The organism is Solibacillus silvestris, assembly GCF_051967575.1.
Lineage (GTDB): Bacteria > Bacillota > Bacilli > Bacillales_A > Planococcaceae > Solibacillus > Solibacillus silvestris_B.
On sequence record NZ_JBQCJW010000018.1, the window covers coordinates 22,028 to 48,120 of the forward strand.

Sequence of the window (26,093 nt, forward strand, 5' to 3'; positions counted from 1 at the left end):
TCAATAGGTGCTGGATTTTTTGCATAGCTCTAAAATTGTATGTATATCTGGTGCAGAGTGTTTCAAAGGTTATATTATCCCCTCTAAAGAAATGAGTTACTTAGCCATCCAGCCCTATAATGAAAACAAGCGCTGATTCTTTTTGCAGAATCGCGCCTGATCGTTGAAAACTGTTATGAAAGAAAAAAGTCTAGATGCCTCCTAAATTTGGATACAAAATACCAACTGCAGGGGGCATATATCTATTGTTTTTTTCATTAGCTATGTTTAAGCTGTTTGTCCATCATCTATTACATGTTCCCTTGCCTCTTTAAGGAAGGAGTCAGTGCAACATCACTGACTCCACGATAGGTGTTTTTATTTACCTCACACTTAAAATTACAAGTCGATCGGCTCGCCGCCCGTCACCCCATAAATCTGGCCGGTAATATAGCTTCCTTCATCGGAGGCCAGAAGAACATACACCGGCGCAAGCTCTACCGGCTGTCCTGCACGACCAAGAGGAGCATTCTGACCAAATTCAGGGATTTCTCCATCCAGTTTTCCGTTATCCAGCTGCAACGGCGTCCAAATTGGTCCTGGCGCGATCCCATTGACACGCACTCCCTTAGAAGCAAAGTACGAAGAAAGAGTTACCGTAAAGTTGCTTATTGCCCCTTTTGTAGCGGCATAATCCATTAAAGATGTGGATGGATTAAACGATTGAACCGATGTGGTAGTGATAATCGCACTTCCCGGTTCCAGATGCTGTTCGGCAGCTTTGACGGCTTCAAACATGCTGATGATGTTTACTTTAAACGTATCCTCTACTTGTTGGATTGTTAAATCGCTTAGTGTTGGCTGTGCGATTTGCTGTGCCGCATTCAAGACGAGCGTGTCCAATCCTCCAAATGCTTCCACTGTTTTTTTCACCATTTCTGTCGCCGCGCCATCTTCACGCAAGTCATATGGCAGCAGCAATGCTTTTTTGCCGGCTTCTTCAATTAATGCTTTCACTTCGTTGGCATCTTTCTCTTCACCAGGGAAGAATTGAATGGCCACATTTGCGCCTTCTCGTGCATAGGCAATAGCGGCTGCACGTCCAATCCCGGAATCGCCGCCGGTAATCAAGGCATTGCGTCCTTCAAGTCGATTATGCCCTTTATATAATTCTTCTCCGCAGTCAGGTTTTGGGGTCATTTCATTTTGAAGTGCTGGAGTGTCCTGTTCTTGATCCGGGAATTTCTCCGTATGAAATTTCTTGCGCGGATCGTTTAGATTTGGATTTCCCATCAAAAATCATCTCCTATCTTGGTTAATTCTTATGAGTCCAGAAAGGCTCTTTAAACACTTTGCAAATTTGCACTAACTAAACGTTATTACACTTTGTTGAATACCCTGTGACCATTTACTTTAAACAGCTTCAGATCTATCCCCCTTCAACCCCGCTAATTAATAAGAGCTATTGTGATTAACACCGTTCCCAAACTATGCGGATTTACAGCTTCAATTAATCGTCTATATTTGCATGTTTTTATTCAGATAGCATATGTGCCGTTTTTTTTTGCAGCTATGCCCAAATCACTTTGCATAAAAAGCTGTATATGAATGAGCCAAAGAAAACCAATCAGAACAAATGTAATTTACTGTTCATCTTCCGTTCATATTCGATTTATAAACTATGAATGTAAAGAAGCGATTGGAGGAAATTAAAGATGAACATTGCATGGAAAGAAATCAAGAAAAATAAAGTAAGATTTTTGATTTTAGGTTCAATTGTTTTTCTCGTCAGTTTATTAACATTTATAATATCCGGTTTGGCGAACGGCTTGTCCCAAGACAATGCTGCCCTCATTAAAGATTTACCAGAAGGGCAATTTTATATGAATAAAGATGCAGATGAAACTTATAACCTATCAAGAATTGACAGTGATATGCAAAATGAAATATTAAACAAACAAAAAGAGGCTGCGGCATTTTCCATTCAAATGGGTTTTCTGAATGACAAGGATGATAAACAGCAAAGTGTTGCGTTTGTTGCATCCACCGATTCAAAGTTATTTAAACATGTTGAACAAGGGGAAATTATATTAGACAGCTCATTGAAGAATAAAGGCATAAAAGTTGGAGATATTTTAACGAACAATCAATTTAGCGGCGAATTTATTGTAAAAGATTTTGTTGATCAAAAGAAATATAGTCATGCTCCCGTTGCTTATATCAATATGGAAAATTACAAGGAAATTTACAGAGTCAAGGAAATGCAATTAGTTTTTATCCCAGATGGAGATTCTTCAAAAGAATTCACGGGATTACAATCATTTTCAAATAAAGAGTTTCTCAATACAATCCCAAGCTATAATGCAGAACAAATGTCTTTAAATATGATTGTCTGGTTTTTGGTTGTTATCAGCGGAATGTTATTTGCTATCTTTTTCTACATGATGAACGTTCAAAAAATCGGTTTATACGGTATTTTAAAGGCGATTGGCATAAAAACAAGTACCCTATTCAAAATGATGTGGACACAGATGCTTGTTATTACAGTAATTGCCCTTATGCTGTCTATTTCACTTAGCCAAGTGTTTAATATGATTGCACCTGAAGGAATGCCCTTCTATTTAACATTCGAAACGACAGCACAATTATCTATAGTTTTCCTGATTATCGGTTTTATCGGCTCTACACTCTCGGGTATACAGATTAAAAAAATCGAACCATTACAAGCAATACAGCAAGGAGAGGCTTAATATGACAATGTTTACACTTAGTGAAATAAGAAAAACATTTACTAACGGTGAAATTGAGGAGGAAATACTAAAAGGAATAAACCTTTCTCTTAAAGAAGGAGAGGTAACCGCGCTGGTAGGTGCATCGGGTTCCGGTAAAAGTACCCTCCTTACAATAGCAGCAGGACTGCAGCCTGCATCAGATGGGAAAGTTATATTCGAGGGCAATAATATGACTGCCATGAGTTCTGAAGAGGTCCGGAAAATAAGAGCAAGCAAATTCGGTTTTGTTTTTCAATTTGCCCACCTTGTTCCTTTTCTCACGGTTGAAGAACAGCTGATGCTCATGCTGGATGTTTCCGAATCAAAATTGAACAAACAAGAACAAAAAAGGGAAGTTAGCAGAATTCTGAAATCAGTTGAAATGGATCATCGGAAACAGGCTTATCCCTCTTCATTATCGGGCGGGGAGAAACAACGAGTTGCAATCGCCCGTGCAATCATCCATAAACCTAAAATTCTTTTTGCTGATGAACCAACTGCAAGCCTCGATTCAAAGAGGTCCAAAGATGTGATGGCATTAATTCGAGAGTTAACCAAAACATTGAATATTACTACATTAATGGTTACACATGATGAAGAGATGCTTTCATATGTCGACAATATCATCAAAATGAGTGATGGAATGGTTTTGCAAAATGAAGTTTAAATCTCTGCAAATGCCAGAGAATATATTTATAAGGAAAATGAAAGTAAACAGCCTGCATATTTTTACGGGGCTGTTTATTTGCAATTAGTTATTCAATGTATGTTTACTTGAAACAGAAAGCGAATATTTTAATCCTAAAAAACAGGAGATTACAAAATGACAACTATTTTAATTGTAGATGATGACAGCAATATTTTACAGCTAGTAAATATCCACTTATCCAAAGCCGGGTATAAAGTATTTCAAGCAAAAGACGGGGTTGAAGCATTGGGAGTCCTTAAAAGAGAAGGTTGCGATTTAGCGGTAGTGGATGTGATGATGCCTTTTATGGATGGCTATGCGTTAACACAGGAGATTCGAAAGGAATATGATATCCCGGTCATCCTTTTAACAGCTAAAAATCAAATTGAGGATAAAGAAAAAGGTTTTAGATCAGGGACGGATGATTATTTGGTCAAGCCATTTGAGCCAAAAGAATTGACCTTTCGAATAGAGGCTTTATTGCGACGATATGATAAACAATCAGATGAATCTATTATTCGCTTAGGGAGTACGACTGTAAACAAAAAAAACTATGAGGTTCAGATTGGGGAACGAACGATTCTTTTACCCTTAAAGGAGTTCGAGCTGCTTTATTTTCTGGCCTTAAATCGGATGCAAGTACTTTCCCGCGATCACCTGATTGAACATATTTGGGGTTTGGATTATGAAGGGGACGAACGAACTGTCGATGTTCATGTGAAAAGGTTAAGGGAGCGTTTCTCTAAATTGACGGATGATTTTCAAATAAAGACGGTGCGTGGAATCGGATATTCGCTGGAGGTGAATCGCAGGTGAAATCTCTATATGTAAAGTTTGTTGTGATTACCATTGGCATTATGATTTTTAGTGGGATTTTCGCTTTTTTAATCTCCAATACGTACTATCAGCAAAAATTAAAACCTTATAACGATCAGAAAAACACAAAAATCGCATTGGACATTGCAGAATTTACGAGTAGCCATCCCGATTTAAACCTTAAAGAATATTTGGAGAATATCTCCTCCATTGGATACCAGATTTTCCTCGTTGACAGTTCTGGGAAGGAATCTTACTTTGGTGCACCTTTTCGGGAAAATACGCTGTCTGATTCCACTAAAGAACAAGTAATAAACGGCGATATTTTTCATGGTATCCTCAATTTCCCGCAGGAAACATTTGTCACAGGTTTTTTTGCAAATGAATTGAAGAACTCGATTGGTGTACCGTTAACACATAACGAGGGGAAGTATGCTCTTTTCCTGAGACCGGATATTAAACTCCTTTTTAACGAGATGCATATTTTATTTGGATGGCTGCTGGCATTAACGATTATTGTGAGCATTGTCATGGTTATTGTCAGTACAAAATATTTAATTCATCCAATCTCAAAACTTACAGCAGCTACAAAATCACTCTCGAATGGTAATTTCAATGTTGATCTTGATATTGCACGTCATGATGAGTTAGGTGAACTTTCTCATAGTTTTTTGCGGATGGCCAATAAATTGGAGCAAACGGATGAAATGAGGAAAGAGTTCATCTCGAATATTTCCCATGATATACAGTCACCTTTATCCAATATAAAAGGATATACAAATCTATTGGAAAGTGAATCGATAAGTCCCGAAGAAAAAAGCAATTACATTTCCATCATCAACGGGGAAATTAAAAGGCTCTCTACATTAACGAAACAATTGTTGCTTCTTGCTTCGCTGGATCGGGATGAAGATCTTATGAAAGTTAAGCAATTTAATGTTGGAAAGCAAATTAAAGAACTCGTACGAAATTATCAGTGGCAAATAGGAGAAAAAGGTATAACACTCGGCTTTAAATTGCCGGATATAGAAATCACAGGTGACCCGTCTTTACTAAATACAGTTTGGGATAATCTGTTAACCAACGCGATTAAATACAATAAACCGAATGGCAGTATTGAAATATGGATGGAAGAGAAAGAAAACTCGGTAGCGGTGACGTTTGAAGATACGGGGATCGGATTGAATGATCAAGAAAAAGAAAGAATTTTTGATCGTTTTTACCGGGTGGATTCCGCACGGACGCGCTTAGTGGAAGGAACAGGATTGGGACTATCAATTGTTGCGGCCATTGTTAAACTGCATGGTGGACTGATTCATGTGAAAAGTAAGGAAAATGAAGGAACTATCTTTGTTATCGAATTGCCTGTAAGTTAGTATGATCTTTTATTTATGTCAAGCCAGAACATGCAAATCAATCTATTGGTTCGCATCCCTTTTTTATAATCATTTGTTCATATTCCGTTCATGTTCAGGAAGTACATTATAGATGGTTGATCCAATAAAGTATGATGAACAAATGGAGGGAAATTCTGTATGAATAATAGTAGCAAAACTCTATTGCGTTTTGCAGGAGTTTTTGGGGTGATTGGAGCAATATTGGGCGCACATATGGCTGGCTCCGGCTCATATGCATTTCGTGCAGTTCATGCGCATATCCTTGTCGTTGGCTGGTTAACCCTTTTCGGATGGGCAGTTTTCTATAAGGTTTTCCAAACAACGGAAACCATTTTGATAAAGTTGCATGTTTGGAGCGCAATTATTGGTTCTGTAGGATTAACAGTCGGAATGTGGCTATATATGGTTAAACCATTTAATCTATCTGAGGGTGTTACCTTATTCATTTATATCGGTGGAGGGGTTGCATTACTTCTGAGCTTCCTGCTGTTTTTCCTGTTAACAATGTTTGTCAAAGGAGAAAAATAGGCATCTTCGAATTACATCGTGACTCATCATATATTCGGGAGGAGAGTAAATTTTCCGGAAATATATGGAAGGATTATAGATTGAGCCGCCTCCTCTCTATAATCCTTTACTTATGCAAAACGGCTGGGTTATGCAATTATGGAAATAACCCGTTGCACAGTACTTGGCCTACTGCATAATACATGAGCTACTCGATAATATGATCCTTTAATGAAAACAAGCGCTGAATCTTGTTACAGGATTATGCTTCATTGTTGAGGATCTCTATTTAACTAAAGCTCCGATCAGTTATACATAAGGACTTACACAATAATTGCATATTATCTAATTAATGCGACGATAAGTTATTGTTTTTTACCTTTCCGTTCAAAAAGTATAGGTGCAATATTTAATAAAATAGAAACAATTGTCAAAAACCATAATACCTTTCCATAATTAGGAACTTCCCATAAAGCTGGCCAATTTTCTTTTTTTGCCCATCCTGATACGAGACTGTATTCTGCACAAAGTGTTAATGCTGTAAATGATAACCCCATTGCCATCGCAAGTTTGTAATCTTTACCTGTTGCATACATATAAAGATTTATAAAGGTTGCTGCAATTGCAATAAGACCTATTATTAACCACATCCTGATGCCTCCATTATACTTCTGCTTTTTTAATATAGACATAAATTGTAATTCAATGGTTCCCAAATCGGCGTTTGCCCACTTTTCCGGCAGATTTTAAAAGCTATAAAATGTTTGTTAAAAGTTACCGGTTAACAAGTTGAATTCTTTTAATAACAGTTCTTTCGTATTTTCATCTTTATAGATGGACAGTAATCGTTGAGTTCTTTCTATTTCAACTTCAAAAGGGCGTTGTAAATAAAAAAGACAAATTGCCTTTCTCTCAAAAAGAATGGCTGCAGTTTTAGTGCGCATTTTATGTAAAAACTTACGCTCAGTTTCCTCAAGGTAAGCTAGACATTCTTCAAACAGACGCATTTCAATGTAATGTAACGAAAGATCGATTCGAAAATAAGCTTGTAAATACGACACATCATATGGAAAATCGGTATATTTTTCGAGCCGTCGCTCTGCCGTTTTTGTCATTTCAATTGCAATTTCGAACGGAAAAAGAAATAGGATAGCATTTAATAATTCAAAATCATTCATATACCAGTCATCTAAAGTTTGCAATTGTTGCCATATAGGCGCTACCATTTGTCGGGATTTTTCCAAGTCATTTTCCTGTTGCAATATTATAAATGCCTCATAAACAAGCTGTAAAAAGTAAATATATTGATCTTCAGGATTATTAACTAAGTAGTCTTTTACTGCTTTTAACATCAATTGTAAATCTTCAGTATTTGCTATTTCCAGAGAGGTAAACGTTTTAATCAATGTTTCTCTTTTACTTAACTGATAGCCATTTAAAATATAAGAGAACTCTTGAAAATCAATATTCATTTTTATAATGATTGGGATAAATTGGTCCAAATTTATTGATAGCTGTGACTTTTCTATTTTACTATAAGCACCTTGTGTCATAATATTTTCAGCAATGTTCGCCTGTGTGAGCTGCCGGCTTTTTCTGATTCCTTGAAGTGTAGTTCCGATTTTCATTTCCTCAACTCCCAATATTCTATATGGAATAAATTGCTTTAAACATATTGAACGACTTTATACTAAAAATGTAAAGAGAATTCAATAGAAACAAGGTGAGTACATGAAGAAGTACATTTTATTTTTAGGTAGCGTTTTAATATTAGCTGGATGTTCAGAATTCAACCAGCCCATTTCAAGCGAACATGAAGGCATTTGGAATAGAATTATTGTTTGGCCTATTGTAAGTATGATTCAATTTTCAGCTGAATTTACAGGAAGCTATGCGGGGGGAATTATATTCGTTACAGTTTTGGTGAGGATTTGTATATTACCGTTAACTTTAAAACAAATTAAAAGTTCGCGGGCTATGCAGTCACTGCAGCCTCAATTACAGGCACTCCAAAAGACGTATTCATCAAAGGATGCAGAGACACAGCATCAATATCAGCAGGAAATGATGAGATTAATGCAAAGTAAAGGTGCTAATCCAATAGCCGGATGTTTGCCGGTACTCATACAAATGCCGATATTAATTGGACTCTATCATGCAATTAGTCGAATGAATGTCACACCCATGTATGAGCTAGGTTCAATTTTTAATGTGCCTTTAGCAACCTCAAGCATCATTTTTGCGATGATAGCAGGTGGAATGCAATATTTCGTATTAAAAACGGGTCCAACATTAAATACAAACCCTCAAATGTCTATCCTACACTATATATTACCAGTGATGATTATGATATTTGGCTTTATGGCTCCAACAGCTATTACATTGTATTGGATCGTCAGCAGTTTCATTTCCATCCTACAGAATATTTATCTTTACAAAATTCTTTATCGTAAAGATGAAGATATGGCTTTAATAAAGGAAAATAAGTAACGTAATTTTATTGATATGGCAAAGGAATTCACAAAGAATTCAAAAGCGAATAGCATACAGTACCCTATTGTTAAATCGATGAATTGAAGTGACAGCAGGTTAGCTAAGCGGATCCGCAACTTGTAGAAGCTGATAATAATTTATCGTCTGCATTTTAAAACATGCCATGCTAGAATTAGTTAGCATGGCATGTAGCTTTGAGTTAAGGTCGGCTATTATTTTCCGCAGCATTTTTTAAACTTTTTCCCGCTGCCGCAAATACAAGGATCGTTGCGGTCGATTGGATTATATATTCTCTTAGCCTCAGTTCTTTAAAACCACCCATACTGCTTCGGTGATTCCCCTCTTTCGTCACGGATACTAGGAAGAACGGCCTCAATTCCTTCCCTGATTTCTTCAAGCGTAACGGTAAATGTCCACTCATCGCCAAAATCAAATAAATAAAGAAACCGCTGACCTTCCTGTAAATAAAGTCCGCCAATAGTTGCCTCATTCACAAATGGCCCTTCAGTATCATGAGGCGAGTTGTAGCAATTCGAACTAAAAGGCTGATTGTCCATATAAAAGGCATAAAGATGATCGTCTAAAAATGAAAAAGCTTTCTGAATCCATACATGCAAATCCAGCAAAGTATGTGAATCATGAAGGGCAATCGTGCGCCAACAACTTTTTGCATAAGCTACTTTAAAAATATATTCGCCTTGTATAACAACCTTCTCCTTTTTTTGCAGCACATTTTCCAGCTGTCCCTCTTCGAAATATGGCTTTAATATGGAAACAAAAGCCTTTGTATCAAAGGACGGTACTTCTTCTCTTGGAAATTGATGTGGCTCAAATGAACCCCAATAGCCAATCTCATACTGCTCTAAGCGACATTCAAAACCTCTTTGCAAAATCGGGATCAGCGGTTTCAAAAAGGGTTTGATCGTAAATGACTTCGCTCTCACCTTTGTTTTAGGCTCCAGTGTACCGTCCAATTTAACATCCCAAAACCCAAAATACTGGAAATAGAGAAGAAAATGCCCGTACGAACCTAATAAATTTTTTAGAGACTCTTCTTTCTCCAGCTTAATTTCCACATTGACAGGCAGACGGTTTAATTGTCCAAAAAGGATATCCACATTAGCCGGCTGTCTGGCATAAAGTGCCCCTTGCAGTGTTTCCCAGTCTGCATTAAACCAAAAGCATTGCAGCAGCGAAACGTACTGCTCGGTTAATATCAGTTTTTCAAAAGTGGACAATCGGTCACTGTCTGCTTCAAGTGAGCTAACATTTCCGCGATAAGTTTTACTAATCAACTCTAACTTGATGGCAATGAAAAGCTAAAGATTTCGAAAATCCAGAAATCAATTAAAGATGTCCCGATTTTGTATACTGTAAATTGCCTTTTCTTAAATAAGTTGCTTCACCAACGACTATTTCAATTTAGGGCAGAAAAAATAAGCGGAGTTTTTCCGCTTATTTACGAAATGGAGGTCGTTTCGGGGATAAATAAGGGGAGTTTTTCCGCTTAATAGATGCAAAATCAACTATTTTCGCGTTTTTCTGGTCAATAAGCGGAAATTTTCCGTCTATTTAACCTATTTTTTATACTGTTTTCTAAATAAGGGGAATTTCTCCGTCTATTCATCAGATATGAAGATGCTTAACCTGCTTTTCCAACCGATCATTTACTTATTGGTATTTATTTGTTTAAGCCTCTTTCATGTATCCGGTAAATCATGGCTGCCATTTGTGCTCTTGTTGTAGGATTATTAGGGCCAAATCGGCTAATGGTATAGCCGGACATAATTCCTTCTTGCTTCATTGTTTCAATCGCAATATAAGCCCAAAAGTTCTGGTCTACATCTTTGAATGAATTCGCATGATTACCCGCAGATTGGCTATAAAACCCGGCGTTATAGAAAATCTGAGCCATTTGCGCTCTTGTTAAAATAGTATTAGGGGAAAATCGTCCACCGCCAATACCGTTGATTATTTTATGTTGTGCTGCTAAACAAATTGATTCTGATGCCCAAAAGCTCTTCTCCACATCACTGAAGGAAATATTTTCAGTTGTTGGAGTCAGTGCTAAAAAGTTGCTTATTATAGCAGCAGCTTGAGCTCTTGTTATTGAATTATTCGGTTTATATGTACCATCAGAATAGCCGGAAATCCAGCCCTTTTCTGCTAAGAACATGATCTGTTCCTCAGCCCAATGACCGCCAATGTCTTTGAATTTTCTAGTGTCATATTGATATAAATCCCGTTCGTCCATTACGCCGCCAACTTTACTTCGGTAATATTCACCGCCCAAATGGATATATCCCGCATTGGCAATGTCGTAGAGATATTCTTTGGATGCCCGCTCAAAACTCCATCCATTTTTGATTCTTTCTTCATAATTTGTTTTTGCGAAACGATATCTCTGATTTATCAGCAAGTCTCCTGCTAAATAATCAACCGCTTCTTTATAGGAACGAAATGCACGATACCAGTTGTCTCTTCTTTTGCTTTCATCGTATATTTTTCGGTCTTCCCCGTAATTAGCCAGAACTGGTACCGGTTCATAATCTTCATCAGGTTGTCCTTTTAGTTGCCAAGCATTTTTCGGATGATAGCCCCATACCTTGATTCCGAAAAGATTATTGGCATTGACCGCGATTCTTGTTGTTCCATAGCCACTTTCAATAATTGCCATTCCAATAATCGCACTAGCGGGAATTCCCCACTTTTCATTTGCTTTCATTGCATATGTAGAGATTTCATTAACAAAATCTTCTTTTATTTTGGCTGAAGGAGCTTCGTATGTAGATAAATAAGCATGACTATTTCTTCCTGACTTTTCATCTTCAAATGGCAGGAGATTAACACCATTTGCACTTGAGGATATTGGGTTACTATTTAAAAATAGTAAAAAAATGATAAGCGTTATGACTGCTCTTATTGAATTTGCCAATTCTGCAACTCCCCTATTCCAGTAAATTTATAAACTTAAACTCTTTCATCATAGCAGTTTTTTATCAGAATTAGCGGATGATATCGCATTTTATCGCTACCAAGTCATGGATGTATCCCCTAGCTCTTCCTACCTGGAACCCCCTATTCCCAAACACAAAGAAACCCGCATTCATCCTTTTCGGATAAATGCAGATTTCACAAGAATTATGGGTAATATATTCAAACTATTATTTTCTTTCGTCTTCCTTCATAATAGATTCTCCTTCTACATCAATATTAGGAAGAATTCTATCCAGCCATTGCGGAATATACCAAGCTGCTTTTCCCATAAGAGTCATTACAGCCGGTACTATTGTCATTCTAACTATAAATGCATCGAAGAATACTCCAAAGGCTAGAGCCATTCCGATAGATTTGATCATCGCATCCGGATTCATCATAAATCCGAAAAATACTGACATCATGATTAGAGCAGCAGCAGTTACTACTCTTCCGCTATCTCTCATCCCAAGTAAAATAGCTTTATGACTATCCCCGGTATGCATGTAAATCTCTCTCATTTTACTAACAAGGAATATTTCGTAGTCCATGGCTAGTCCAAACAAAATTCCTATTGTAATAACAGGTAAAAAAGCTAATAATGGTGATTCAGCAGGGAATCCGAAGAAAGTGATAAAATTTCCGTCCTGTACAACAAATACCATAAATCCTAAAGTGGCTCCTAAAGAAAGCAAGAAGCCTAAAACAGCTTTTAATGGGACTAACAGTGATCTAAAGACCATTACTAAAAGGATATATGCAAGCCCTACCACTAAGGAAGCAAATAATGGCAGCGCATCATTTAATTTTTGGGATATATCGATGTTCATGGCCGTACTGCCTGTTACCATTAGCTCAATACCGTGTTCTTTCTCGGATGCTATGGATTTGTCCCTGATAAGGTTTACCAAATCCTTTGTTTCTATATCATCTGGTCCGGATTCCGGCGTAATTTGTATCATGAAGATTTTTCCGGATGGTCCGGGGATAATCGGCGATACAAATTTAATATCTTCTAACCCACTGATTTCCTGCACTATTTCTGCGATCACTTGTGGTGTTTCTTCTGTTGCCTTACTAACTTTTGCGGCAACAACCAATTGTGCATTAAAGCCTTCACCATATGCCTCGGTTAATAGGTCATATGCTCTTCTTTCAGTCAGTTCCGTTGATTTCGCTGTCCCGTCTGAAGGCAACCCTAAATTCATATGGAAGAACGGAATTGTAAGAATTGCAAGGAATGCTATAGATACTATCGATACGATGATAGGATGTTTAGTAACTAATTTGCCCCACTTGTTTGCTTTCGCTTCGTCCTTGTTCTTGCCGTTAATCTTCTGAAGATATTTATTTTCTTTGGCCGGTGAGATTCTATGGCCAATCATGCCTAAAATTGCCGGTAAAGAAATAATAGATATAAGTACTGCCACAAATATACTAATAGCTGCAGAAACACCCATAAACGTCAGGAAAGGTATTTGAGCCACAGATAAACCTAACAGGCCGATAATAACAGTCAAACCTGCAAATACTACAGCACTCCCGGATGTTCCTAATGCTATGGCAATTGAATTATTAATGGTATTACCCTTTGCCAACTCAAGTTTGAATCGTGTAATAATAAATAGAGAGTAATCAATACCTACCGCTAATCCTAACATCGCTGCCAAAATGATTGAAATAGAATTTATATCAATAAAGTAGGCAACGAGCATAATACCCAATAAGCTAATTCCTAAACCTAATAATGCTATAAGAATCGGCAATCCTGCTGCAATAAATGAACCAAAAGTAATTGCTAATACAAAAAAGGCAACTACTACTCCGATCACTTCATAAATCCCTTCAAACTCCAGGCTGGAGAATTCAATCTCTCCCCCGCTTATTTCTGTTTGTATGCCTGCATCTCTTGCTGATTTAATACTATCCACAATATGATCTTTCGATTTCTCTGAAACCTTATCCGCTTCTGCTGCAAACGTAACCTGTGCATAACCGATTGTTTTATCTGCATTTAAATTGTTTAATTCCAGAGGTGATAAAACACTTGCTACTTTGGAATCTTTGCTTATCTCATTAAGGACGTCCTTAATATTGCTTTGTATATCTTCGGATTCCAATGTTTTATTTTCCGGTGCTTTAAATACGATATTTACGGTAGATTGTTCTGATGCACCAGTAAATTCTTCTTTAATTAATTCAGCTGCTTTGTCAGCTGGCGTATCCGGAATTGTAAGTTCTCCATTAAAAGCCGGTTTTAAATACATTACTAGGACTGCGAATACAATCAAAATCCCCACTGTACTGAACAGCACTGATTTTTTATGTGTCGCTGACCAATTTCCTAGTTTATAAAGATACTTTGCTATTGTAATCTCCTCCTGTTGTTGTTAAAACTCTCTCTACCCAATCAAAGGTGAACATTCGTTCATTTTTATGCAAAAATAAAATTTTTAGTTATTTTGAGACATTTCTTTAAACCGGCTTTCAATATCGTGAAATGATAGAAAAATCAGCTTATCAATAAGAATACCGATTTTATCCCCTTCTTCCTGAGTCTTTAAGATAGTATATATCCCTTCTATAAAGGTAGTTGAAAGGATATAGAAAATAAATGGATCCTTTACAAGGCTTTTATCTTCAAACCGGGAGAATACTTCTTTTTTCAGAATATTGTAAAGACTATCCACAATCTCAACTTTCAGGTTCTCAAATTTAGATCCCTTACTCTTGCCGAAAAGAATCAGGAGTTCTTTACTGTTTTCTTTAAAAATATCCAATATTTTATTTTTAATTTCAATCAATTTGTCATTTGGGTTGACATCAGTAACAATGATTTTATTGATGGCAATGAAAAGGTCATTATAAACCGTTTCTAATATAGAATTAAATAAATCCTCCTTGTTTTTGAAATATTTGTACACTGTTCCTAATGCAATATCTGCGTTACTTGCTATATTTCTAATGGATGCACCTAAATATCCCTTTTCTTTAAATTCATCCAACGCAGCTACAATAATACGATTTTTCACTTCTTCTTTTAAATACTGCATGCGTGAACCTCCGTTCATTTTTGATAGTAACATGTTAAAATCTACTTGTAAACTATTTTATTATAATGATATAGCTGGATAGTTTAAGTATAGTCTAGAAAGGAAATCCGTAATTTAGCCAAACCCCCGATTTCACATAAATAAAAAACGCCTGGCGGTCAACCAAGCGCTGTACTCAATGAATCAATCGTACTCTCGTAAATAATTATCCCCAAATCTCTTCCGAAATATCCTCACTTTTTTCTCACCTTCACTGCTAATATTGTTTATTAACTCTGTTTAGTATCTACTGCTATGTATGTATTGCTATAAGGAAGCATATGAATTCTCTTTACATTCCATAGAATTTTAAATTCTTTAATCGGAACTTTTCGATTATAGTCCTTACTTTCATCTTCACAATTCGCAAGATGTTTTAATGACTCTGAAATGTAAATATACTCCTTGTCGTAACCTACGACAGGAACAAAATGCAAATTTTTGCGTTCCTTCTGTACTTTTATAAAAACAATTACGGGAATACCTTTACTGACTTCACATTTTAATGTATTGATATTTCCTTTATAATAGTTTGTCTTAAAGCCTTTGTTTCGTAACACCGTACGAATTCCTTTTGGATATACATTGCCCGCTCTTGTTTTATTGGGAAAATGCTTATATAAATATTCACCTTCACCATCCATACCAAAGTGACGCAACAAATATGCTGTTGAAAATGCAGCACATTCCGTATCTTTTTGGAAATCTATTCGATTTTTTTGTTTAATAATATAGGAAGACGGATAATCTTTTTTGCGTAAAGCAGGTACAGGTAAAGTCATTAAATATGTATTAATGGAGATTGATATAATTACCCATAAAATAATTGTATTCACTATAAACATATTACTTCCTCCATTGCTTAGCATTTGTAGAGAAACTTAAAAAATCATGTTCGATTAATAAAAATTTGAGATATCTAATGAAATACGTATGTTCCCTAGTTATTTTCACTGAACCACTTGAGCGCTTTTTGCTCTATTTCACTTACAAATTCCTTTTTTGCCGGACTGTAATGGCTGGTAGTATCGAAGCGTTGAGCCAATTCTTCTTTATAGCGACTGTACTTGGCTACTTCTTGAGGGTGAGATTTAAGATAATCCCGAAAGATCAAATGCCTTTCAATTTCAGGATTATCAAGCTGATAAAAATGGATATGGTGACTCCTGTTCTCGCCCCCCTTTCTAAATAACCTTCTACCTGCAATGCCCCACTCTCCAGCAACATCATATCCAAGATTCTCCATCTGTTTATTGTATGAATCAACTTTCTCTATGGACTTAACGATACACATCATATCAATTACAGGTTTTGCTTTCATTCCATAAACCGCGGTACTCCCAAAATGCTCACATTTGATTATCTCGTCGCTAAATATTGTTTTAAGGAACTCTGCCTCAACCTGAAATCTTTCAGACCAATCTTCGCTATATTCTGTAAGACGAATTTTCATAGATTCGCATCTCCCATCACGTAATTACAAAAGTGTTTTCTTCTATATAGGCTCTGTTAATTAATATTGTTGATTTTATAAATAAATTTAGGACTTCAAGATGCGAAGTCCTCTTTCGATTATCATTAATCTTACTTTTTGAATCTGTTTCTTGTATTGGAGTAAATCAATGCAAAAATAATAAGTGATAAAATTAAAATAAGACCAATAGTAAAAATAATTTGATTTTCTAACAACTCACTCAATCCAAATAATACTATAATAAAGCTAATACCATACATAATTTTCCCCATAAACTTTGGTACTGATACAGATAGTTGGACTTCCTGTAAAATGACAATATAGTTTGTACACGTGATCAATACAGCATCAACCTTAGATTGGGCAATCCATTCAATTTGCGCTTTCACTTTATGCTGTGCATCAACTCCTTGGAAATTCTTGTCTGAAGTCAATCGATCCATTAATCCCGGATCAACAAAATGGACTAATTCGGTGTCAAATGGGGCAAGGGCATTCTCTATATATTCAATATTTGAATAATGGGCGTGAAGGCAACCTAGTCTCTTTTTCAATTCATTCCACCTGTAATTTATTTCTAATTATTCTATCAGCTAATGCATCCAGTTGTCTATTCAAGTCAGGGAAAAATAAATCAGCCTGATTTTAAAATTCCAAGCTGATTTACACAATTAATTCCCATTTGTTTTTCATTCACATAATCCAAAACTGCCTTAGCCTTTATATACTCTTCCTGTAAATCTGCAGGAGTCATCTCAACTTCTGGTGGTGAAGAAACACCAACTTGCGCCATAACTGTTTCAAAGGTATAAAGCCTGAATATATTACTCATATTCCTCAGCGGTTAATATCTCTTTACTAGATGGTTGATCGTTTAATATGTCAAAGTAAGGCTGGATGCCATATATCGCCGTTTTAATTTCCTTCAGTTGTTCTTCAGAAACTTAAGAATAATCGATATTGCCATTTTTATTGCCGAGTTCAAGTTTTGCGTTTGTAATGACATATAGTATTTCTTTAAACTAAAGATTTTATATATTACAATTTTAGCTCTATTCATGAACAAAGACGCTTTCCTTATTTCAGAAAATACACTGTATCAGAGGTATGCGCAGCAATATCATAAAAGAGGAGTGACCGGTTTTTCGATCATCCATTTTTTTATTGTGTTTCCGGGAAGAACACCTGTGCCGTTCTGATATTCACCAGTACAGGACCTTTCGTATTGAGTGCTTCTTCCATCACTTCTTCCAGCTCGTTATCTGAAGCGGGTCGCAGTCCTTTCCAGCCGCAAGCTTCTGCCAGTTTCACAAAATCCGGGTTGGTTAAGTCTACTCCCACTTCTTTCTTGTCTGCTACTTTCAACTTGTCCCTTTCCATCTGCAGACTCTCATTATTTAAGACAACAACCGTAATATCAAGTGCATAGCGGGTAGCTGTCAATAGATCTGCAAGCACCATTTGAAGCCCTCCGTCGCCAACTATCGCCACCACTTGCTTTTCAGGTTTTATTAGCTTGGCTGCCATCGCGGCTGGAAGACCAAAGCCCATTGTCCGCCAGTAGCCGGAAAATAAGACAGATTGTTCTTTTTGTTTGAAGTTACGATTCGTCCATACTGTATTATCCCCTGTATCGAGTGCAAGGATGGCATCCGGTGCCACTGTCCGGTCAAGGGCACGGATAATCCGGGAAGGGTGGACAGGATAACCCGGCGTATTGCCCTCCTTCTCATTTTGCTCCTCCCATTTTTCTTTAACTTTCCGTAAACGGTCCACCCAATCTTCAGAATGGGAAAATCCTTGCATGCTCTCTGCTAAAATTGGAACAACTTCTTCGGTTTTTCCCATAATTCCAAGTTCTGTCGGGATTTCTTTTACAAACTTATCGAATTGGCGGTCGATCTGAATTATCCGCGCATCAGTCGGCACAAACCCTTCCGGCCACCAAGTCGTGCCCGCAAGAAGGACCACATCTGCCTCTTTAAATAAATCTGCCGCATAAGGATTGCCGCCTTCGCCAATCCCTTGCAAAACAAGCGGTGAAGATTCATCGAATAAACCTTTCCCGCCCAAGCTTGCTAGAATGCCCGCTCCCCAAAGATCCGCTAACTTTTCCAATTCCCCTGATATAGAAGTTGCACCTAAGCCTGCCAGAATCATTGGTCGCTTGGCTGTATTCATAATTCCTATTGCCTGTTCCAAGCTTTCTTTCGTGAAGCTGGAAGCACCTTCAATAACATCCGGCAATGGACGCGGTTCCCCTTTAGCCGGCATCATTAAAATATCCTTTGGTATAGACAAATGTGTTACAACCCTCTGACCGAGTGATGTTCGCGCTGCTTTTTGCAGGACGTCAACCGTCGCATCGGGGCTCGCCAGATTTGCAGAATAAGCAGCAAAAGGCTTCATAAGCTCCTGCTGGTCAATATATTGCGGAAATTCCGTGCCGATTTTATCACTCGGGGCTTGTCCGGTGATTGCGAGTACTGGCGCTCTGTCTGCATGCGCATCACCGAGCCCATTTAAAAGATTAGCCGCACCAGGCCCCATCGTCGCGGTGCAAACTCCAAGACCACCTGTCAGTTTTGCTTCCGCAGACGCCATAAAAGCAGCTGTCGACTCATGCTTGACTGCAATGTATTTAATTTTATCCTGCTTGGCCAGTGCATCGATGAGCCCGAAAGTAGCATCACCCACTACTCCATATATCCGTCGTACGCCGAATAAATACAATTGATCTAGCATCAGTTCAGCAACAGTTCGCTCTTTCTTTTCCATGACATATGAACCTCCTTGATAGACCTTTCTAACCTGCCAGTTATAAGGCCTATTTATTTTCGCTCATATTTTTCAATTTTCCCGAAAAAACACGAGTTAATCTTCATTTTTTCAAACGCATGGCAAAATGAGGCCCAGTTCCCCTTGAATATGTTAATTTCCAGGTAATATATACATTCATAGACTCATTGAATACAAAAAAACATCTATTCCTACTTGAAAACGAAATAGATGCTTTAGCAAAAAGCATTGGAGAATCTAAGGTTATTTAATCAATTCCCATATGAAGGACATGACTGAATAAAAAGTAATAAACTTACTTGATCTGGACAACTAAAAGCGCTGATCCTTATTGCAGAATCGCGCTCGCTTTATGGAATATATTATTTTCATTTAAATTACATAATCTCTAATACCTATATTTAAATAGTATTCTTCCAAAAACAATCATTTATCATATTATCCAAATACTGATTAAAAACAGAAATAATTCTATCTAGCTCTACTGCTTGAGAAAAGTAAATATGTATTGGACCATTTGTATGGGTTCCGCCAATTTTATTACAAGGAAATACAGTAATAATATAGTGAAATGAATAATTTTCGTTTTTAATTGGGAATTTTTCTTTCGTATAGGTAAGTTGAATAAGCCAGTGTGTTGCATAAGGATAATCGAGTAAATATCCTTCCCGATCCAATTCTAGCTTATCATTGATTCCAATCGGTTCTATGGCATACTTAATGCATTTGTATCCTCGTCTTTTAAACTTTTCTCTCTTTGCTCTCTTTAATACATTGTACCGGTTACCTAGCTTTTTCTTTAATCTTTGTTTCAGTGTAAGCTCATCTCCTTCTTTTTTCGATATTTTATAAATCAAAAACACCCAGCTTTACACTTCTACATGCCAAATATAGGATAATTTCAGGCTTAATATAAAAGCAACTAACAACTATATACAAGCTCTCATCTCAAATATTCAAGGAATTGTTACTAACCCCATTTAATTGAAACAGAAGGACAGTAAAGCTTATAGAACTCCCTAAAATTGTAATTTAATCGTCAATCTGCAAAATTTGACCCTCACAATCAACAATATATTCCACAGCATATTTAATTGCACAATCAATTATTCAGAAATGGATATGACTTTTCACTTTTACACAACTATATACATAATCCTCCAAATACATGTAATTACCCTATATTCCGCTTCTGACTGTCTCGCCTAAAGCCAAAACCTTAAGATTCTCAGCTGCCAAGCCGCTATTTTTCCAGTGTATCTGCAATCGGTCAACCGCTTCCTTTGGTGTGTCATCAGCAAGCATAAATGCGCCGTAGTGCATAGGTATGAACACAATCGCCCTGACATCCTGAAACGCTTGAACCGCTTCTTCAGGTGTAACATGTGAAGGATGCATAAACCACACCGGTTCATAAGCGCCGATTGGCATCAATGCAGTATGAATGCTGAAGCGTTCGCCTATCTCTTTAAAACCTCTAAAATATCCGCTATCCCCCGCATAATAAATGCTTTTTTCGTCACTGGCAGCTTGCAATACGAAACCGCCCCAGTGCGATGTATTCGTATCCCACAGCAGGCGTCTCGTCCAATGTTTCGCCGGCACAAAATGAACTTCCAAATCCCCAAGTTTATGCATTTCATACCATGCCAGCTCCACGAAATTGTGAAGTTGATTCCGCTTCAGTAAATAGCCAAGCCCTTCCGGAATAAGATAGAGCGGATTTCCTTTTAATCGCTTTAATGTGGGGATATGTAAATGATCATAGTGGGCATGCGAAATGAGCACCACATCTATATCAGGCAGCTCATCGATATTTAAGCCAGGCTCCGTCAGTCGTTTTGAAAAACCCATCGTCTTTGCCCATACAGGGTCTGTTAAAATATTCATCCCCTCCTTTTGTATAAGGAAGGTCGAATGGCCAATCCATGTAATTGTCTGCTTCGAACGATTTGATTTCAGAAAATCCGTATCTTTTTGCGCACACTGCGGCACATGCCAATCCACCACTTTCTTGGATTTAGTGAATTGCCATTTAAACACGTCCAAAAACGAAGCAAGCTTATCATCCTGGTCTAAATTCGAAAAACGTTTCTTCATCGGCACAATCTCCCCATTTCAAAGATTAAAAAAATAGCGGCTTAACGAAGTACTTTAGCATTTGAAAACTTATGCATTGCAATGCCTGGCCTTGTTTATGTTCCAATTATCCTTCAATATAATTGGCTTCTAGCTGGCGGGCAATTTCCATTGTTTTTTCTAAAATGACGGGATGTGAAACTGCTACATAAATTTCGCCATCAAAAAATCGGAACGGTACTTGCGCATTTTCCAATTGCCACATAAAAAAGTGGCCTTTAATCTTCATATTCACACCATCCTGGCTCGCACTAAAGAAATCCTTGTATTCGAAATCCGATTTAGCCTCAAAGAAATTTCGGCATTCCTCCAAGCTTAACGTTGGATTTCCCTGTGCATCATGACGTGTAATTTTGTATCGTGTATTCATCAAAAACACTCCTTCTAAGTCCTTACTATCTCATTATTATAATCCGCGGCATTTGTTAAGGCAAAAGAGGGAGTTTGATCTGCCATTAAAAAAGCGCGAAGCACTAGCATATTGCCATACTTCGCAGCCTATAAAACTGGATTTCATCTTCTGACGCCAATAGCCAGGTTCAGGCGCTATCGTTCAAAAAATTCAGCGTGGAACGGTGCCGTCACTATTACAGTTACATGGAAACAAGGTTTGCCGCAGAACTTTCTGTACTTTTCCCGCTGCCCCACATGCAAGGATCATTGCGGCAGCGCTTGCCGAACTTATCCCGTAAAATATCTTGACCACATTCCCTTCTCGCATATCGTATTACGCTCAAGAATGGCTTTACCAGATAGATAACTTTTTTCTCGATTTCTCATGGGAATTTAGTCCTTTATCAATAAAGTGTTTTATAAATCGAAACCCATACACAAATACTATTGAATGCTACATCATAAAATCACCCATAGCACAAAAAGGCCGAAACCCTTACATATTAACGGCTTCGGTCTTCTTTATATGCATATATGGCGCCTTCACCAATGTGAACTGCTATAACTATTTTTCGATTACTGTTCTAACTGAGTAATCACCTTTGCAAATTGCTTGAAGTCTTCAATATGCTTATCTAAAATCGCCTCTAAAATATCAAGTTCAAGCTCTTGGTAATCATGCACAGCAATATTTCTGAATCCAATCATATTCATCAATGTCTTTGCCAAATTTGCATCAATTATTTCTGCATCCTGCAAAAGCTTAAACGCCTCTCGACTTGCCCTTGGAACGCCTAATTTCCTTACACTTACTAAATGCATCGCAATATCGATACTTGACTCGCAAGCACGTTGAATGTTTAAAATAATACTATCCTGCTTTGTAAAATCGTTTAAATTTTCACGTTTTCCATCATACACATCATGAATTCGTTTCACACAGCGTTCGATTGTCGTTAATTTGTTTAGCAAAACATCATTCATATCCAAATACACTTCCCCGTTCTTTAATGGCTTCTATAATTGGCGCACGCTGCTCATTCAATGTTGCATACATACTATATGCCTTCATTTTTTGACGTGTATACTCATTTTCGTCTTGAACATCTATCGGAATCCCCTGGTCAAAAATCTGCATCGCAAATACTGTATCGATTGTCTTTAAATCAATTAAATCCACCTCTCGCCCGCAAACTAGCGCAAGCTCCCCAGCTATCAAAAATCGCTCATACGATGAAAGCTGCTGCTTACAGAAATAAGCAAGATCAACATCACTTTCATTATGAACCGTACCTTTTGCGAAAGAACCAAAAAGAATAATAAAATCAGGCTTTAATTTTTCCTTTAATATTGCAATGATTTGTTCCTTTATCTCTGGACGCAGCATGCAATCACCTTCCTTATAGATAGTATAAACTCTTTTTATGTAAATGACATGTTTCACAATGCCAAGCGACAACTGCAACAAACAGTTTTCAAGGAACCTATTCCCAGCACTTCTCGTACTTTTCCCACTGCCGCAAATGCAAGGATCTGTGTAAGCGACTTTGCCGAACTTTTGTTGGATTGGCGACTGTATATCAGTTTCCATCTCAAGGTTGCCTTCTGCCCTACTGCTTCACCACATTAAGTTTCAAGTAGTGGATGTGCTCTCCCGTATCAATCAGATAGCCATACTCATGCTGCCCGATAAAACGAATGCTCAATCGCATCAAACATTGCTTCAATCATTCCTTCAATAAGATAAAATAATAAGATAAAATAATAAGATAAAATCACCCATTGAAAATTTACTGGCCCCATTTTTATGCCTTCCTATTTTCCCCAATGGGTTTCATGCTACAATATGTAGGCAGCATTTTCAGCTGACTCCTTTTTCGGAAGGAGGTGTACTGCATGCAACGCTTTTCCCGGATGGAAAGAGTAAAGGCTGAGCGGAAGAAAAAGCGTATCGAAGGACTGGTCATCCTCCGATACGCAGCGGATCTATTCCGATTTGCTGATACCATTTATCGATTCTTTCGTATGATGCTGTAATGCAAAAAGAGGCATTGGTTCCATTTAGAATCAATGCCTCTACCTATTCAAATAAAATAAAAAAAAACGCTTGGCGGTCAACCAAGCGCTGTACTGCATGCGATTCCCGGATGGAATCTTACTACCTTCATTGTATGCTTCAAAAATTCAGAAGTCAATGAATTGTTGTTAGTATGGGTATTTTATCTTGCCTTATTTACATTTCGCTGATCAATTTGAAATTGCAGCAAAATTAAACCGGTTCAAAATTTATTGTAACTATGAATTAATCGTGCTCGCCTTAGAAATTATCCCCAAATCTCTTTCGAAATCTCAACAATATATTTCAGCTTTGCCCATTGTTCATCCTCAGTCAGAATATTTCCGTGGTGCGTAGAGGCAAATCCGCATTGCGGGCTGATGCATAATTGCTCCAGCGGCACATATTTTGTCGCCTCTTCAATACGCGCTTTAATATTTTCTTTCACCTCCAATTCACCATGTTTCGAAGTGAATACACCTAGCACTACTTGCGGTCCGCCATTCGGAATGTAATCCAGCGGTTCAAAATCGCCAGAGCGGTCGTCATCATATTCCAGGAAAAATCCGTTTACTTTTTCTTTTGCAAATAATATTGGTGCAATTTTCGCATAGCTGCCTTCAAATGCCCACTTTGAGCGGTAGTTTCCTCGGCAAAGGTGCGTCGTTACAATCAGATCTTCCGGCTTATCCTCCAGTATTCCATTTACAACACGCAGAGCCAGATCTATTAACTCTTCACGGGAATATCCGCTATCATTGAACGGAATTTCCGGAGCGTTCAGGCCTGCAATATAGACATCATCGAGCTGTAAATAACGGCAGCCTGCATTATAAAAGGCTTGGATGGCATCGCGGTATGTTTGGATAATATCCTTTGTATATTCTTCAATATCCGGGTAAATATCCACATTACGAATTCCTGCGTTAAATAATTGGTTTGGGCTTGGAATTGTTTGTTTCGCAACAGCCCGGTCCCCGACAATTTCTTTAAATTCGATAAAATCTTTAATATGCGGGTGATTTGGGTTAAACGAGATTTTTCCGATTACACGAACATCATATCTTTCTGTTTCTTCACCTTTGAATGCAAAGCCCGAATCCGGAACGTAACCCTCTACCCCATTTAGATGTTCAAGGAAATCCGTGTGCCAAAATCTTCGGCGAAATTCACCGTCCGTTACAGCTTGAAGACCGACTTCAATTTGCTTATCAACAATTTTCCTGATTTCCTCTGTTTCGATTGCATGCAGTTGCTGGCTCGTTATAGTGCCCTCCCGGAAATCCTTTCTTGCCTTATGGATGCTGTCCGGACGCAATAAACTACCTACATGATCTGCTCTAAACGGTGCTTTTACTAATGTTTTTGTCATATACAATCCCCTGCTTTCCTTTTTGTTAAAACTTTTTTTCTTAATGTAAGGTTAGCACAGGGAAACTGTTATAACGTAACACATAAAACCTATCCCTCGTTATAGCTTCTTCCTATAACTAAAGTAATTCTTCGGCAATCGATTCTTTTAAATATTGGATATACGTATTGGCCAATGTACTGTTTGCTACATTTTTATGTGTAATATATCCGACATGGATTTTCTCGTCCACTTTTAAAGGCACGGCTATAATGTCCTTGCTATTCAATTTATGGCTAATGACACCAGTTGAAATCGTATAGCCATTTAACCCAATCAGCAGATTAAATAAAGTCGCGCGATCGGTAACCCTAATATTTTTCGGTCTGGAAAGCGTGCTGAGAATCTCCTCCGAAAAGTAGAACGAACTATAATCCCCCTGTTCATAGGAAAGATACGGATAGGGATCCAAATCAGATAAGGTGACATACTCCATTGTAGACAGCGGATTTGTCGAGCTGATGAAAACATGCGGGTTTGCTGTAAAAAGCTCATGGAATTGTAAATTGCCTTCCCCCAAAAACTTGTGGATTACCTTTTTATTGAATTCATTGACATATAAAATCCCAATCTCACTCCTTAGGTTTTTGACATCATCAATGATCTCATATGTCTTTGTTTCCCGTAAACTAAACTCGTATTCCTCGATATCATAATCCTTTAACAGCCGTACAAAGGCACTCACCGCAAATGCATAATGCTGGGCAGATACAGAAAAAAACTGCTGCGGGGAACTTGTATTCGTATACCGGTTCTCGAGAAGTTCAGCCTGTTCCACCACTTGCCGGGCATATCCTAAAAACTCTGATCCTTCAGGAGTAATCACAATCCCTTTATTGGAACGCAGAAAAATCGTTATCCCCACTTCCTCCTCCAGCTCTTTTAAAGCATTCGAGAGGCTCGGCTGACTAATGAACAGCCTCTGTGCCGCCTTATTGATCGATCGACTCTTCGCTACTTCGATCACATATTTTAATTGCTGCAATGTCACTTTTTTCCCCTCTTTCCTGGTTGTTAAAGTTTCTTGAATTTGATTTCAAATCTATTGAATAATGTACTCTACTTTTCCTTATGGCTATCCAATATGTTTCAAACCTTCTGT

At 37.7% G+C, this 26,093-nt stretch carries 27 protein-coding genes and 2 pseudogenes; 7 read left to right on the forward strand and 22 right to left on the reverse strand.

The features are described 5' to 3' along the window. Nucleotides 1-378: 378 nt before the first annotated feature. Complete coding sequence (locus tag ACTHOQ_RS12010; RefSeq protein WP_440496386.1) at nucleotides 379-1,272, reverse strand: SDR family oxidoreductase; 894 nt, start codon at nucleotides 1,270-1,272, stop codon at nucleotides 379-381. Nucleotides 1,273-1,694: 422 nt separating this feature from the next. Between ACTHOQ_RS12010 and ACTHOQ_RS12015 the strand changes: the two genes are divergently transcribed. The 5 genes from ACTHOQ_RS12015 (at nucleotide 1,695) to ACTHOQ_RS12035 (ending at nucleotide 6,179) form a co-directional block, all read left to right on the forward strand. Further along, nucleotides 1,695-2,729: an ABC transporter permease gene (locus ACTHOQ_RS12015; RefSeq protein ID WP_440496387.1), complete on the forward strand. Its 1,035-nt coding sequence runs from the start codon at nucleotides 1,695-1,697 to the stop codon at nucleotides 2,727-2,729. 1 nt (nucleotide 2,730) lies between these two features. Beyond that, the gene (locus ACTHOQ_RS12020) at nucleotides 2,731-3,417 is read left to right on the forward strand and encodes an ABC transporter ATP-binding protein (protein WP_440496388.1); all 687 of its coding nucleotides are present in this window, start codon (nucleotides 2,731-2,733) and stop codon (nucleotides 3,415-3,417) included. Nucleotides 3,418-3,573: 156 nt separating this feature from the next. Continuing rightward, nucleotides 3,574-4,254, forward strand: coding sequence for a response regulator transcription factor (locus ACTHOQ_RS12025; protein ID WP_440496389.1), 681 nt, complete (start codon nucleotides 3,574-3,576; stop codon nucleotides 4,252-4,254). Further along, the gene (locus ACTHOQ_RS12030; RefSeq protein WP_440496390.1) at nucleotides 4,251-5,630 is read left to right on the forward strand and encodes a sensor histidine kinase; all 1,380 of its coding nucleotides are present in this window, start codon (nucleotides 4,251-4,253) and stop codon (nucleotides 5,628-5,630) included. Before ACTHOQ_RS12025 ends, ACTHOQ_RS12030 begins: the two co-directional genes overlap by 4 nt. Nucleotides 5,631-5,789: 159 nt before the next feature. Continuing rightward, nucleotides 5,790-6,179 (forward strand): hypothetical protein, encoded by a 390-nt coding sequence (locus ACTHOQ_RS12035; RefSeq protein WP_440496391.1) that lies wholly within the window; start codon nucleotides 5,790-5,792, stop codon nucleotides 6,177-6,179. Nucleotides 6,180-6,523: 344 nt separating this feature from the next. Here the strand turns inward: ACTHOQ_RS12035 and ACTHOQ_RS12040 are convergent, their stop codons facing one another. Together ACTHOQ_RS12040 and ACTHOQ_RS12045 are read right to left on the reverse strand one after the other, a co-directional pair. Beyond that, complete coding sequence (locus tag ACTHOQ_RS12040; RefSeq protein ID WP_440496392.1) at nucleotides 6,524-6,808, reverse strand: hypothetical protein; 285 nt, start codon at nucleotides 6,806-6,808, stop codon at nucleotides 6,524-6,526. Nucleotides 6,809-6,925: 117 nt separating this feature from the next. Next, nucleotides 6,926-7,786, reverse strand: a complete 861-nt coding sequence (locus ACTHOQ_RS12045; protein WP_440496393.1) for a helix-turn-helix domain-containing protein — start codon at nucleotides 7,784-7,786, stop codon at nucleotides 6,926-6,928. Between the two features lie 103 nt (nucleotides 7,787-7,889). On the opposite strand from ACTHOQ_RS12045, the gene yidC reads away from it, so the two are divergent. Next, the gene (gene yidC / locus ACTHOQ_RS12050) at nucleotides 7,890-8,648 is read left to right on the forward strand and encodes a membrane protein insertase YidC (RefSeq protein WP_440496394.1); all 759 of its coding nucleotides are present in this window, start codon (nucleotides 7,890-7,892) and stop codon (nucleotides 8,646-8,648) included. Nucleotides 8,649-8,863: 215 nt separating this feature from the next. Here the strand turns inward: yidC and ACTHOQ_RS12055 are convergent, their stop codons facing one another. The 17 genes and pseudogenes from ACTHOQ_RS12055 to ACTHOQ_RS12135 all read right to left on the reverse strand — a co-directional run bounded on the left by ACTHOQ_RS12055 (nucleotide 8,864) and on the right by ACTHOQ_RS12135 (nucleotide 23,327). Further along, nucleotides 8,864-8,941: an SEC-C metal-binding domain-containing protein gene (locus tag ACTHOQ_RS12055; protein ID WP_440496432.1), complete on the reverse strand. Its 78-nt coding sequence runs from the start codon at nucleotides 8,939-8,941 to the stop codon at nucleotides 8,864-8,866. An 18-nt stretch (nucleotides 8,942-8,959) separates the two neighbouring features. Further along, complete coding sequence (locus ACTHOQ_RS12060; RefSeq protein ID WP_440496395.1) at nucleotides 8,960-9,946, reverse strand: IS1096 element passenger TnpR family protein; 987 nt, start codon at nucleotides 9,944-9,946, stop codon at nucleotides 8,960-8,962. 386 nt (nucleotides 9,947-10,332) lie between these two features. Continuing rightward, on the reverse strand, nucleotides 10,333-11,586 hold the full coding sequence (locus ACTHOQ_RS12065) for an S-layer homology domain-containing protein (RefSeq protein ID WP_440496396.1): 1,254 nt from the start codon (nucleotides 11,584-11,586) through the stop codon (nucleotides 10,333-10,335). A gap of 229 nt (nucleotides 11,587-11,815) precedes the next feature. After that, the gene (locus ACTHOQ_RS12070) at nucleotides 11,816-13,996 is read right to left on the reverse strand and encodes an MMPL family transporter (protein ID WP_440496433.1); all 2,181 of its coding nucleotides are present in this window, start codon (nucleotides 13,994-13,996) and stop codon (nucleotides 11,816-11,818) included. Nucleotides 13,997-14,080: 84 nt separating this feature from the next. Continuing rightward, entirely contained in the window at nucleotides 14,081-14,680 is a 600-nt protein-coding gene (locus tag ACTHOQ_RS12075; protein WP_440496397.1) for a TetR/AcrR family transcriptional regulator, read from the reverse strand. A 269-nt stretch (nucleotides 14,681-14,949) separates the two neighbouring features. Beyond that, nucleotides 14,950-15,564, reverse strand: coding sequence for a C39 family peptidase (locus ACTHOQ_RS12080; RefSeq protein ID WP_440496398.1), 615 nt, complete (start codon nucleotides 15,562-15,564; stop codon nucleotides 14,950-14,952). Nucleotides 15,565-15,659: 95 nt separating this feature from the next. Beyond that, complete coding sequence (locus tag ACTHOQ_RS12085; protein WP_440496399.1) at nucleotides 15,660-16,172, reverse strand: GrpB family protein; 513 nt, start codon at nucleotides 16,170-16,172, stop codon at nucleotides 15,660-15,662. A gap of 299 nt (nucleotides 16,173-16,471) precedes the next feature. Further along, nucleotides 16,472-16,747, reverse strand: a pseudogene (locus tag ACTHOQ_RS12090) (hypothetical protein); the annotation flags it as partial. Between the two features lie 80 nt (nucleotides 16,748-16,827). Further along, nucleotides 16,828-17,025 carry a DUF3600 domain-containing protein gene (locus ACTHOQ_RS12095; protein ID WP_440496400.1) on the reverse strand — a complete coding sequence of 66 codons (198 nt, stop codon included), beginning with the start codon at nucleotides 17,023-17,025 and terminating at the stop codon, nucleotides 16,828-16,830. Continuing rightward, a pseudogene (locus ACTHOQ_RS12100) lies at nucleotides 17,018-17,206 on the reverse strand (DUF3600 domain-containing protein). The gene ACTHOQ_RS12095 and the pseudogene ACTHOQ_RS12100 overlap by 8 nt, the downstream one beginning before the upstream one ends. 148 nt (nucleotides 17,207-17,354) lie before the next feature. After that, nucleotides 17,355-18,971 (reverse strand): thiamine pyrophosphate-binding protein, encoded by a 1,617-nt coding sequence (locus ACTHOQ_RS12105; protein ID WP_440496401.1) that lies wholly within the window; start codon nucleotides 18,969-18,971, stop codon nucleotides 17,355-17,357. Nucleotides 18,972-19,393: 422 nt separating this feature from the next. Continuing rightward, nucleotides 19,394-19,849: a hypothetical protein gene (locus ACTHOQ_RS12110; protein ID WP_440496402.1), complete on the reverse strand. Its 456-nt coding sequence runs from the start codon at nucleotides 19,847-19,849 to the stop codon at nucleotides 19,394-19,396. A gap of 322 nt (nucleotides 19,850-20,171) precedes the next feature. Further along, nucleotides 20,172-21,092: an MBL fold metallo-hydrolase gene (locus tag ACTHOQ_RS12115; protein WP_440496403.1), complete on the reverse strand. Its 921-nt coding sequence runs from the start codon at nucleotides 21,090-21,092 to the stop codon at nucleotides 20,172-20,174. 106 nt (nucleotides 21,093-21,198) lie between these two features. After that, the gene (locus ACTHOQ_RS12120; RefSeq protein WP_440496404.1) at nucleotides 21,199-21,501 is read right to left on the reverse strand and encodes an excinuclease; all 303 of its coding nucleotides are present in this window, start codon (nucleotides 21,499-21,501) and stop codon (nucleotides 21,199-21,201) included. Nucleotides 21,502-22,100: 599 nt separating this feature from the next. Beyond that, a complete protein-coding gene (hepT, locus tag ACTHOQ_RS12125; protein ID WP_440496434.1) occupies nucleotides 22,101-22,508 on the reverse strand; it encodes a type VII toxin-antitoxin system HepT family RNase toxin in 408 nt (135 codons plus the stop codon). Further along, nucleotides 22,501-22,911, reverse strand: a complete 411-nt coding sequence (gene mntA / locus ACTHOQ_RS12130; protein WP_440496405.1) for a type VII toxin-antitoxin system MntA family adenylyltransferase antitoxin — start codon at nucleotides 22,909-22,911, stop codon at nucleotides 22,501-22,503. Before mntA ends, hepT begins: the two co-directional genes overlap by 8 nt. Before the next feature lie 290 nt (nucleotides 22,912-23,201). Then, nucleotides 23,202-23,327, reverse strand: a complete 126-nt coding sequence (locus ACTHOQ_RS12135; RefSeq protein WP_440496406.1) for a hypothetical protein — start codon at nucleotides 23,325-23,327, stop codon at nucleotides 23,202-23,204. Nucleotides 23,328-23,420: 93 nt separating this feature from the next. Between ACTHOQ_RS12135 and ACTHOQ_RS12140 the strand changes: the two genes are divergently transcribed. Next, the gene (locus tag ACTHOQ_RS12140) at nucleotides 23,421-23,561 is read left to right on the forward strand and encodes a hypothetical protein (protein WP_440496407.1); all 141 of its coding nucleotides are present in this window, start codon (nucleotides 23,421-23,423) and stop codon (nucleotides 23,559-23,561) included. A 287-nt stretch (nucleotides 23,562-23,848) separates the two neighbouring features. Here the strand turns inward: ACTHOQ_RS12140 and ACTHOQ_RS12145 are convergent, their stop codons facing one another. Together ACTHOQ_RS12145 and ACTHOQ_RS12150 are read right to left on the reverse strand one after the other, a co-directional pair. Continuing rightward, the gene (locus ACTHOQ_RS12145; protein WP_440496408.1) at nucleotides 23,849-24,952 is read right to left on the reverse strand and encodes a 5-methyltetrahydropteroyltriglutamate--homocysteine S-methyltransferase; all 1,104 of its coding nucleotides are present in this window, start codon (nucleotides 24,950-24,952) and stop codon (nucleotides 23,849-23,851) included. 118 nt (nucleotides 24,953-25,070) lie between these two features. Next, entirely contained in the window at nucleotides 25,071-25,982 is a 912-nt protein-coding gene (locus tag ACTHOQ_RS12150) for a LysR family transcriptional regulator (protein WP_440496409.1), read from the reverse strand. Nucleotides 25,983-26,093: the final 111 nt, after the last annotated feature.